At 63.6% G+C, this 11162-nt stretch carries 10 protein-coding genes; 5 read left to right on the top strand and 5 right to left on the bottom strand.

The annotated features are described in order from the left end of the window. Positions 1-21 precede the first annotated feature (21 nt). Both ACE04I_RS19795 and rpsU read right to left on the bottom strand, forming a co-directional pair. Positions 22-915, bottom strand: coding sequence for a tetratricopeptide repeat protein (locus ACE04I_RS19795; RefSeq protein ID WP_082118343.1), 894 nt, complete (start codon positions 913-915; stop codon positions 22-24). 128 nt (positions 916-1043) lie between these two features. Next, positions 1044-1271 (bottom strand): 30S ribosomal protein S21, encoded by a 228-nt coding sequence (gene rpsU / locus ACE04I_RS19790; RefSeq protein WP_046794696.1) that lies wholly within the window; start codon positions 1269-1271, stop codon positions 1044-1046. Positions 1272-1582: 311 nt separating this feature from the next. On the opposite strand from rpsU, the gene ACE04I_RS19785 reads away from it, so the two are divergent. The 5 genes from ACE04I_RS19785 (at position 1583) to ACE04I_RS19765 (ending at position 7123) form a co-directional block, all read left to right on the top strand. Then, entirely contained in the window at positions 1583-2836 is a 1254-nt protein-coding gene (locus tag ACE04I_RS19785) for a sarcosine oxidase subunit beta family protein (RefSeq protein WP_046794695.1), read from the top strand. Between the two features lie 19 nt (positions 2837-2855). Next, complete coding sequence (locus ACE04I_RS19780; RefSeq protein ID WP_046794694.1) at positions 2856-3212, top strand: sarcosine oxidase subunit delta; 357 nt, start codon at positions 2856-2858, stop codon at positions 3210-3212. After that, entirely contained in the window at positions 3209-6187 is a 2979-nt protein-coding gene (locus tag ACE04I_RS19775) for a sarcosine oxidase subunit alpha (RefSeq protein ID WP_487207536.1), read from the top strand. The genes ACE04I_RS19780 and ACE04I_RS19775 overlap by 4 nt, the downstream gene beginning before the upstream one ends. Continuing rightward, complete coding sequence (locus tag ACE04I_RS19770) at positions 6180-6749, top strand: sarcosine oxidase subunit gamma (RefSeq protein WP_046794692.1); 570 nt, start codon at positions 6180-6182, stop codon at positions 6747-6749. The genes ACE04I_RS19775 and ACE04I_RS19770 overlap by 8 nt, the downstream gene beginning before the upstream one ends. A gap of 65 nt (positions 6750-6814) precedes the next feature. Then, complete coding sequence (locus ACE04I_RS19765; RefSeq protein ID WP_046794691.1) at positions 6815-7123, top strand: hypothetical protein; 309 nt, start codon at positions 6815-6817, stop codon at positions 7121-7123. 5 nt (positions 7124-7128) lie between these two features. Here the strand turns inward: ACE04I_RS19765 and ACE04I_RS19760 are convergent, their stop codons facing one another. From ACE04I_RS19760 to glgX, 3 genes are all read right to left on the bottom strand, one after another. Beyond that, complete coding sequence (locus ACE04I_RS19760) at positions 7129-8370, bottom strand: SAM-dependent methyltransferase (protein ID WP_046794690.1); 1242 nt, start codon at positions 8368-8370, stop codon at positions 7129-7131. 104 nt (positions 8371-8474) lie between these two features. Next, the gene (locus ACE04I_RS19755) at positions 8475-8963 is read right to left on the bottom strand and encodes a MaoC family dehydratase (RefSeq protein ID WP_046794689.1); all 489 of its coding nucleotides are present in this window, start codon (positions 8961-8963) and stop codon (positions 8475-8477) included. An 80-nt stretch (positions 8964-9043) separates the two neighbouring features. Then, positions 9044-10972, bottom strand: coding sequence for a glycogen debranching protein GlgX (glgX, locus tag ACE04I_RS19750; protein WP_046794688.1), 1929 nt, complete (start codon positions 10970-10972; stop codon positions 9044-9046). Positions 10973-11162: the final 190 nt, after the last annotated feature.

Below are 11162 nucleotides of genomic sequence, written 5' to 3'. Positions count from 1 at the left end.
GGCGCCACCGGACGGCATCGATCAGCTCGATGCGCCGCGGGTGCGGGCAAGGCCGTCCTTGGCGGGCTTGTAGTTCGGATCGAGACGCACCGCATGGGAATAGGAGCGGGCAGCCTTGGCCTTGTCGCCACGGCGCTCGTAGACCAGTCCCTGGTTGGCCCAGGATTCGGCGATGTCGCCGTTAAGTTCGATGGCGCGGTTGAAGTCGGCGAAAGCGTTCTCGTCGTCGTTCAGCGCCACATAGGAGATGCCGCGGCCGTTATAGGGCTCGGGCGAATTCGGCGAAAGCGAGATCGCCTTGGAGAAGTCCTCGATCGCCTGAGCGTGCTGGTTGCGCACCTGGTAGATCAGGCCACGATTGTGCCACGCCCGGCCATCCGTGGTATCGAGTTCGATCGCCCGGCTGAAATCGTTGAAGGCCTCGTTGGTGCGGCCCGCCTGGCGGTAGATATTGCCACGGCCGACATAGGCCACGTCATAGCTCGAGTTGATCTGGATGGCGCGGTTGTAATCGTTGATCGCCTCGACCGGCTTGCCCATGTTGCGGTAGACCAGCGCCCGGTTGGCATAGGCCTGGTAGAACTGCGGATTGAGCTGGATGGCGCGGCTGAAATCGTCGAGCGCCCGGCGGAAATCGCCGGAGCGGCCATAGGCCGAACCGCGCACGTTATAGCCTTCCGGGTCCTGCGGATTGGCCTGGATGACGGAGGAAAGGGAGGCGATGTTTTCCTGCGAACCCTGCGCGCGATCGACCGTGATCAGGTCGGTCGTCTGGGTGGACGAGCAGCCGGCAAGCGCGAGCGAAGCCAGAACCGCGAGGGATAGCGCTGTTTTTCCTTGGGATGGAAAGGCGATGGACGGCAAGAGGCCGGAAGTTTCAGTTCCGCGGAAGCGAACGGCAATCTTTGCGGCCATCAGGCGCGTTTCCTCGTATCGGGCAGCGGGAGCGGTCTTTGGACCGATCCGGACAAAATCGAAAAAAGCGGCGGCGCCCTAGTCGCCCCCGCCTTACAAGCACGTGAAAACGTCGAAAAAACGGCCGATCAACGACCGGTGCGAGGGCCGGCGACGAGGCCTTCGCGCTGAGCACGCTTGCGAGCCAGCTTGCGGACGCGGCGAACGGCTTCAGCCTTTTCGCGAGCGCGCTTCTGCGACGGCTTTTCGTAGTAGTCGCGCATCTTCATTTCGCGGAAAATGCCTTCGCGCTGCATCTTCTTCTTGAGAGCGCGGAGAGCCTGGTCGACGTTGTTGTCGCGGACAAGTACCTGCACGTGAAAATCCCGTTCCTTTGGTTTGGTTGTTCGCCCGATATCGACGTGACACGAGGCGATAGAATACTCTTGCCCGGCGCGCGGCCGTGCGATTGATGAAGCGAGATAGCAGATGAGTCTGCCGAAGTCCAGACGCTAACTTTCAAACATCGACGAAATTGGTAGGCGAAAAAGCCCGTATGCGGGACCACGATGCCGCGTGTCGAAACAATCTTTGAATGCGTCGCAAAACAGCCATTGCGTCGGATATTGATTTGCGATGGGTATGGCTCTACCCACGATACCGTCGGACAGGGAGTTTGAAGGGCGAGATGCGCAAGTATTCGGTTTTCGCCATAGCCCGCGAGGCTATGCGTGCCCACAAGGGCTGGGAGGCTCAATGGACCTCGCCGGAGCCGCGCAGCGCCTATGACGTCGTCATCGTCGGGGCGGGCGGGCACGGGCTGGGCGCCGCCTATTATCTCGCCAAGGAACACGGCATCACCAATGTCGCGGTGATCGAGAAGGGCTGGCTGGGCGGCGGCAATACCGGGCGCAACACCACCATCATCCGCTCCAACTATCTCTATGAAGAGAGCATGGACATCTACGAGCACTCGTTGAAGCTCTGGGAGGGCTTGAGCCAGGAGCTCAATTATAATGTCATGTATTCGCCGCGCGGCGTGATGATGCTGTCGCACAATGTCCATGACCAGCAGTCGTTCAAGCGGCATATCAATGCGAACCGGCTCTACGGCATCGACAACGAATGGCTGACGCCGGAGCAGGCGAAGGCATATTGTCCGCCGCTCGATATCTCCAAGACGGCGCGCTATCCGATCAATGGCGCGGCGCTGCAGCGGCGCGGCGGCACGGCTCGTCATGATGCGGTCGCCTGGGGCTATGCGCGCGCCGCTGCCGATCGCGGCGTCCACATCATCCAGAACTGCGAGGTGACCGGCATCCGCCGCGGGCCGAACGGCGAGGTGCAGGGCGTGGAGACGAACCGCGGTTTCATCGGCGCCAAGAAGGTTGGCGTTTCGGCCGCCGGCCATTCCTCCGTCGTCATGGAGATGGCGGGCGTGCGCGTGCCGCTTCATTCAACCCCGCTGCAGGCGCTGGTTTCCGAACCGCTGAAGCCGATCTTCCCCTGCGTCGTCATGTCGAACACGGTGCATGCCTATATCTCGCAATCCGACAAGGGCGAGTTGGTGATCGGCGCGGGCACTGACCAGTACAACTCCTATTCGCAGACCGGCGGATTGCAGATCATCACCCATACGCTGGATGCGATCTGCGAACTCTTCCCGATCTTCCGCCGGGTGAAGATGATGCGCCAGTGGGGCGGCATCACCGACAACACGCCGGACCGCTCGCCGATCCAGGGCGTGACGCCGGTTCCGGGCCTCTTCGTCAATTGCGGCTGGGGAACCGGCGGCTTCAAGGCGACGCCGGGCTCTGCGAACCTCTTCGCGCATCTCATCGCCAGGGGCGAGCCGCACCGTCTGGCCGCGGGGCTGAACCTAGATCGCTTCCGCACCGGGCGGCTGATCGACGAGGCTGCGGCTGCAGCCGTTGCGCATTGATATATAGGGGATAGACGAGATGCTTTTGATCCACTGCCCCTATTGCGAGGAAGACCGCTCGGAGCTGGAATTCCGCTGGGCGGGCGAGGCCCACATCGCGCGGCCGGAAAATATCGCGGCGATCACCGACGAGGAGTTCGCCGAGTATTTCTTCCTGCGCAACAACGAGAAGGGCCTCACCTATGAGCGCTGGCGGCACATCCACGGCTGCGGCCGCTTCTTCAACGCGGCGCGCGATACGGTGAGCGACAGGTTCCTGATGACCTACAAGGCGGGCCTGCCGAAGCAATCTATCCCGCCGGCGGAAGAAGCAACGGCGGTCGCCGAGGAAAAGACCGTCGAGACCTGGGAAGCGACGGAAGGAGACGCCCGATGAGCGTTTCCGGCAAGAATATCGGTGCGTTCCGCATCAAGGGCGCGGGCCGCCTGACGCCCGCCCGTACGGCGCGCTTCACCTTCGACGGCAAGACCTATACTGCGATGGAAGGCGATACGGTCGCCTCGGCGCTGCTTGCGCATGGCGTGCATCTCGTCGGCCGCTCGTTCAAATACCACCGGCCGCGCGGCATTCTTTCCGCCGGCGCGGAGGAGCCGAACGCGCTGATCGACGTTTCGCGCGATGCGGCCCGCCGCCAGCCGAACGTGCGGGCGACCGTTCAGGAAGTGTTCGACGGCGCGAAAATCTCTTCGCAGAACCGCTGGCCTTCGCTGAAATTCGATGTCGGCGGCTTCAACGACCTGCTCTCGCCCTTCTTCGCCGCGGGCTTCTACTACAAGACCTTCATGTGGCCGAAGGAAGCCTGGATGAAGGTCTACGAGCCTTTCATCCGCCGCGCCGCGGGCCTCGGCGTTGCGCCGACGGAAGAGGACCCGGACCACTATGCCAACCGCTATGCCCATTGCGACGTGCTGATTGCCGGCGCGGGCGTGGCGGGCCTGACGGCGGCCCTTTCGGCGGCTGCGACTGGCGCCTCGGTCATCCTGGTCGACGAGCAGCCGGAAGTCGGCGGGGCGCTGCATGCGGATAGCGCGACCACGATCGACGGGCAGAACGGCTATGAATGGGCGCAGGCCGCCGCCGCGAAGCTCAAGGCCATGCCGAACGTGACGGTGCTGACCCGCACGACGGTGTTCGGCTACTACAATCACGGCTTCCTCGGGCTTGCCGAGCGGGTGACGGATCATCTCGCCCGCCCAGGCAAGAGCAGCCCGCGCGAGCGGCTGTGGCAGGTCCGCGCAAGCCGTGTCGTCCTCGCCACCGGCTCGATCGAGCGGCACATGGTGTTTTCCAACAACGACCGGCCGGGCATCATGCTGGCGTCGGCCGCGCGCACCTTCCTCAACCATCACGGGGTCGCGGTCGGCCGGAAGGTCGGGGTCTATACGGCGCATGATTCGGCCTATGAAGCCGCCTTCGACCTGAAGCGAGCCGGCGTTTCGATCGCCGCCATCGTCGATTGCCGCGCCGAGCCCGGCGAGGCGGTGCTGGCAGAGGCCCGCTCGCTCGGCATCGATGTGCTGACCGGCCATTCGGTGACGGATACTTTCGGCCGCTTGCGCATCTCCTCCATGACGGTGGTGCGCAACGGCGGCTCAAATGCACGCAAGATCAAGGTGGACGCGCTGATCGTTTCGGCCGGCTGGACGCCTTCCGTCCACCTGTTCTCCCAGTCGCGCGGCAAGCTGCGCTTCGACGAGAAGGGTCAGCGCTTCCTGCCCGACATCTATGCGCAGGATTGCGTTTCGATCGGCGGCTGCAACGGCACCGACGACCTGGCCGAACTGATCGACGAGGCGATCGTGGCCGGCGGCGGTTCGATCGCGCTTGCCGGCGAGAACCGGTTCGAATGGACCGGCGGCATGATAGGTGCTGCGGAAGGCGCTGGACCGGATACGGTGGTGAAGGTCTTCATCGACTTCCAGCACGACGTGACTGCCAAGGACATCCGCCTTGCGGTGCGCGAGGGCATGCACTCGATCGAGCACATCAAGCGCTTCACGACGAATGGCATGGCTTCCGACCAGGGCAAGCTTTCCAACATGCATGGTCTGGCGATCGCGGCGGAAGTGCTCGACCGGCCGATCCCGCAGGTGGGGCTCACCACCTTCCGCGCGCCCTATACGCCGGTGACCTACGGCACGCTCGTCAACCACTCGCGCGGCGATCTCTTCGATCCCGCCCGCAAGACGCCGATGCATGCGCTGGAGGCTGCCGAGGGCGCGGAGTTCGAGGATGTCGGCAACTGGAAGCGCGCCTGGTATTTCCCGAAGCGCGGCGAGGACATGGCAACTGCCGTCAACCGCGAGTGCCGCACGGTGCGCGAGGCGGCGGGCGTGTTCGACGCCTCGACGCTCGGCAAGATCGAGGTGGTCGGCCCGGATGCGGCGCAGTTCCTCAACCTGCTCTACACCAATGCCTGGGATACGCTGAAGCCCGGCAAATGCCGCTACGGCATCATGACCCGCGAGGACGGCTTCGTCTATGACGACGGCGTCGTGGGGCGGCTTGCCGAAGACCGCTTCCATGTGACGACGACGACCGGCGGCGCGCCGCGCGTGCTGCACCATATGGAAGACTATCTCCAGACGGAATTCCCGCACCTGAAGGTCTGGCTCACCTCGACGACCGAGCAATGGGCGGTGATCGCGGTGCAGGGGCCGAAGGCGCGGGAGATCATCCAGCCCTTCGTGGAAGGCGTGGATATCTCCAACGAAGCCTTCCCGCATATGAGCGTGGCGGAATGCACGGTGATGGGCGTGCCCGCACGGCTCTTCCGTGTCTCCTTCACCGGCGAGCTCGGCTTCGAGGTGAATGTTCCGGCCGATTACGGTCCGGCCGTCTGGAAGGCGATCTGGGAGCGGGCGGAATCCATGGGTGCCTGCCTCTACGGCACGGAGACCATGCACGTGCTGCGCGCCGAGAAGGGCTATATCATCGTCGGCCAGGACACGGACGGAACGGTGACGCCGGACGATGCCGGGCTTTCCTGGGCGGTTTCGAAGAAGAAGACGGATTTCGTCGGCATTCGCGGCCTCAAGCGGCCGGATCTCGCGAGGGACGGCCGCAAGCAGCTCGTAGGGCTTCTCACCAACAAACCAAGCGATGTGCTGGAAGAAGGCGCGCAGATCGTTGCCGATCCGAACCAGCCGAAGCCGATGACCATGCTCGGGCATGTCACCTCCTCCTACTGGTCGGAGAATTGCGGCCGATCGATCGCGATCGCGCTGGTGGCCGGCGGCAGGGCGCGCATCGGCCAGACGCTCTACGTGCCGATGAAGGACAGGACGATCGCGGTGGAAGTCACCGACATGGTGTTCTTCGACAAGGAAGGAGGCCGCATCAATGGCTAAATCTAAGACTGATGCGAGCCGTACGCTGCCGCTCGCGGGTTTCCATGGCGGCTCCTCGACCGTCCGGCTGGAGGCGGCGGCGCCCGCCCAACGCATTTCGCTGCGCGCGAGTGCGGACGACGTGCCGGCTCTCTCCGGTGCGCTCGGGCTCGACCTGCCGGTGAAGCCGAAGACATCCGCCACGGCCAACGGGCGCACGGCGCTGTGGCTCGGCCCGGACGAATGGCTGGTGATCGACGAAGGCACTGTTTCCCCTGGGGGCAGGCTGATGCAGGCGGCGGCCTCTTCCGGCGTCCCGCACTCGGCCGCCGATGTCTCCCACCGCAACACGGCGATCCTGGTTTCCGGTCCGGGTGCTGCGCGCGCCATCAATGCCGGCTGCCCGCAGGATCTGTCGCTCACAGCCTTTCCCATCGGCGCCTGCTCGCGGACCGTTCTGGCCAAGGTGGAGATCGTGCTGCTCCGGACTGCGGAGGATGCGTTCCGGGTGGAAGTCTGGCGGTCATTCTCCGATTACGCCTTCGGCCTGCTCGCCGAAGGTGCGCAGGATGCGGCATTGTAAGACGATAGCCTGACTTGACTTGCCGTTCAGGAACAGCACTCTCGCGTTGAAACGGGAGGGTATTCATGGACCATATTCAACTGATGGGGCTCGGCTTTGCCGTGGCGGTCGCTGGCGGCGCGATCGCGGCGAAGCTTACGAAGATCGAGCTTTGGAAGGGCGTACTCGTCGCGGCGGTGGCGGCGCTGGCGGCGATTGCCGCCTATTTCGTTCCGGGTTTCGACCGGAGCCTCGCCATGCCGCTCGCCGCCCTTGTCGGAGCGGGTGTTTCGGGCGCCGTGCTCGGGCTTTCAGCCCCCATGACGGCCAATATCCTGATCGGCGCGGCCGTGCCGCCGATGCTGGGCTTCCTGCTGATGGAAATGGGCGTCTAAACGCTTCACAGGGAGAGATTTAACGCGGCTTCCCGGTCGATATAGGCGCGTTGCTTGTCGGTGATGTAGTCGCGAACGATAGGTGCCGCATCACGCGAGCGGGAGAGCTGCATGTGGAAGACCAACTGGCTGCCGGTGCGGAACATCATCTCGGCGCTGATGAGGTAGAATTCCCACATGCGGGCGAAACGCTCGTCATAAAGGGCGATGACGGCATCCCGGTTCTTTTCGAATCGTTCGGTCCAGTGGGCGAGCGTCGTGGCATAATGCAGGCGCAGGAATTCGAGATCGGTCACCCACAGGCTGTTGCGTTCCACCACCTCGAAAACTTCCGACAGGGCCGGCGAATAGGCGCCCGGAAAAATGTATTTGCGCAGCCACGGGCTTGCCATGCCGGGCGGGCTCATGTGGCCGATCGAATGCAGCAATGCCAGCCCGTCGTCCGGCATCAGGCTGTTCAGCTTGGCGAAGAACTCGTCGTAGTGATGCACGCCGACATGCTCGAACATGCCGACCGAAACGATGCGGTCGAATTTTTCCGTCACATCCCGGTAATCCTTGAGCTCGAAGCGGACACGGTCGCCGAGCCCTGCCGCTTCTGCGCGTGCGGAGGCCAGCGCCTGCTGTTCCTTCGACAGGGTGACGCCGACAACCTCGACCTCTTCGAGCCTGGCGAGGTAAAGCGCGAGATCGCCCCAGCCGCAGCCGATGTCGAGCACCTTCATGCCGGGCCTGAGGCAGAGCTTGCTCGCCAGGAGCCGCAGCTTGTTGCGTTGCGCCTGTTCCAGCGTCTCGGTCGGCTCACGGAAATAGGCGCAGGAATAGAGCATGTTCTCGTCGAGAAACAGCTTGTAGAACTCGTTGCCGAGATCGTAATGGTGCGCGACGTTCTGCTGTGCCTGGCCCTTGCGGTTGGATTGCTGCCGCTTGCGGAAGCGCATCTTGATGCTGCGCAGAACCTTCTGCAGCGGATAGGAGCCGAGCGACAGCCGATTGACGGAAAACAGCGTCAGGAAATCGCGGAGCGTCGAGCCTTCCTCGAACCGCATCGTGCCATCCATATAGGCTTCGCCTGCCGCCAGTTCAGGATTGAACACCAGCGTCCGGTAGAGCCGTTTGTCCGTCAACCGCATGGTCACCGACGGGCCGGGCGTTCCGGCGAACACATGGCGCTTACCCTCCGCATCGATGACCGTCAGGCGGCCACGGCGGATGAAGGACTTCATCATATGCGACAGTGGAAACATCAGATTCTCCCCGACCACTGGGCGAGAAGCTAGCATCAAGTTCCGAGATTTGCGATCAACACTTCGCGGAAAGCCTGCAGGATTTCTGCTTCGGAGGGCCGTGGTCAAACGCTTTCCGGCCGGTCCTTCGGATCGAACTGGATGATGGTGATCCAGTTGGCGGTGAGCGCCGGCTTCTGCTCGTTCTCGATCTCCACCGAGACCTCGTAGGTGGTCATCAGCATGCCGGCGCCGCGGAAGCGCGCCTCGACGAGCTTGAAGTGGCCGCGGACACGGGTGCCGCTCTTGACCGGCGACATGAAGCGGACGCGGTCGAAGCCGTAATTGATGCCCATTGTCTGCTCACGGATCTTCGGCACGCAGTCGAAATTCATGGCGGAGAGAAGAGAAAGCGTCAGGAAGCCGTGTGCGATCGTGCCGCCGAAAGTGCTCTCGGCCTTGGCGCGCTCGGGGTCCACATGGATGAACTGGTGGTCATGGGTGGCATCCGCGAACTGGTCGATCATCGGCTGGCCGACACTGATCCAGTCGGATATGCCGACTTCCGTGCCGACCAGGTCCTGCACCTCGACCAATGAAATTTTGCGCGACATGCTTCCTCACTGCGTTTTCGACACCGGAACTTTTACAAGGTTTCCCGTCGTTTGATAGCGGTATTTTGCACTGCAGCATCTCATTCGATGCAGAAGAAGACCGAGCGAGCAGGCAAGGTTTTCCGCCATGGCGCGCCGGAAGCAAGCTCGCGCCAGCCTTTGCCGGGAAGCATGAAACCCAGCGGGATATGGGCACGGTTGAAGAGCACCGCAAGGCGCGCGGGCTTTCCGGTTTCACGGTCGAGGGTCTCGAGGATCATGCCCACTGCCGAGGCGTCCGGCGCCTCCCAATCGGCTACCGTCATCGGGTTGCCGGAGGGTGCGAGCCATTCGACATCGCCGTCGCCGCTGAAGAAGTGGGTCTCGGAAAAGACGGCGAAACGCTTGCGCAACGCCGCCAGCATGGCGGTGTGCTCGATAAGGTTTTCATCGAGTGATCGCCAATCGAGCCAGGTGATCTCGTTGTCCTGCGCATAGGCATTGTTGTTGCCGCGCTGGCTGCGGCCGCCCTCGTCGCCGGCCGTCAGCATCACCGCGCCGCGGGTCGCGAAGAGCGTGGAGAGGAGGGCGGTCAAATCGCGTCGGCGGGCGGCCAGGATGGCCGGATCGTCCGTTTTGCCCTCCGCGCCGCTGTTCCAGGAGAAGTTCTCGTTATGGCCGTCGCGATTGTCCTCGCCGTTTTCCTCGTTGTGCTTTCTTTCGTGCGAGATGAGGTCCATCAGCGTGAAGCCGTCATGGGCGGCGAGGAAATTCACGCTGCGGGTGCCGCTGCCGGAGAAGACATCCGAGGAGCCGGCAAGCCGGGTGGCGAGCGCGCCGATCGTCCATTGGTCACCGCGCCAGTAGCGGCGGATGTCGTCGCGGGTGCGGTCGTTCCATTCGAGGAAGGCTTCCGAAAAATTGCCGAGCTGATAGCCGCCTGGGCCGATATCCCAGGGCTCGGCGATCAGGATGCGGTCCTTCAGCACCTCGTCCGAGGTCATGGCGAGAAGCGTTTCGGCGCGGCTGTCGAAGCCGTTTTCCGTACGGCCGAGGACGGTGGCGAGGTCGAAGCGGAAGGCATCCACGCCGGCGTGGAGCACGAAATGGCGCAGCGTATCCAGGATCAGGCGGCGGACATGCGGCCTCTCACAGGCGAGCGTATTGCCAGTGCCCGTGTCGTTGACGAGCGTGCCCGGCTCATTCGGAAGATGGCGGTAGTAGGAGAGGTTGTCGAGGCCGCGCATGGAGAGCGTCGCGCCATGGCGGTCGCTCTCGCCGGTATGGTTGAAGACGAGGTCGAGGATGACGCCGATGCCCGCTCCGTGGAGCGTTGCGACCGTCTCGCGCAGTTCCTTCACGCCGCCGGGGCAGAGGCGTGGATCGAGCGCCATGAGGGCGATGGGATTGTAGCCCCAGCTATTGGCGAGCCCGAGCGACGGCAAATGCCGCTCGTCGATCCAGGCGGTGATGGGCATCAGTTCGACGGCATCGGCACCGATCCGTTTCAGGTGGGCGATGACGGAAGGGTGGGCGAGCGCCGCGACGGTCCCGCGCTGATGCTCCGGCATGTCCGGATGCAGGATGGTGAAGGGTTTGACGGCCACCTCGTAGATGAAGCCGCCGGGCGCAAACAGGGGTTTTGAGATCTTCGCCTTACCGTCGCGGGTGACGATCGCCTTCGGCACCAGATCGGCCGTATCGAGGCCGAAGGCGGAGAGGCGCTTGTCGTGGTGAAAGGCCCGGTCGAGCTCCCTTGCATAAGGATCGACCAGCAGCTTTGATGGGTCGAACCAGAGACCACGATCGGGATCGTAGAGGCCGTGGGCGCGATAGCCGTAGCGTGTGCCTTCGCGGGCGTCCTCGACCTCAAGAGTGAAGATTTCGCCCTCACGCGCCATCGGCAGACGAGCGGTTTCGCGGGTGCCGGTTTCGTCGAAGAGGCAAAGGTCGATAGTTTCGGCGGTCTCGGAGCGGACACGGAAGATGATGCCGGATGAGGTGAGGGTGGCGCCGAGAAGAACCGTCATGGGCGCCGGCACTGCAGGGTAGCTACTTGCCCCTCATCCGGCTGCCGCCACCTTCTCCCCGCAGGCGGGGAGAAGGGATATGCCGCACCATTCAGCTCCCCCTTTGGGGAGCCGCAGCCTGCCGCGGCGCTTCCTTGGATCGGCAGCACTGCTTGGGGCACGTCCCCTCTCCCCGCGTGCGGGGAGAGGG

This window comes from Rhizobium moroccans, from assembly GCF_057559155.1.
This window is presented reverse-complemented; position numbering and strand designations above follow the sequence as displayed.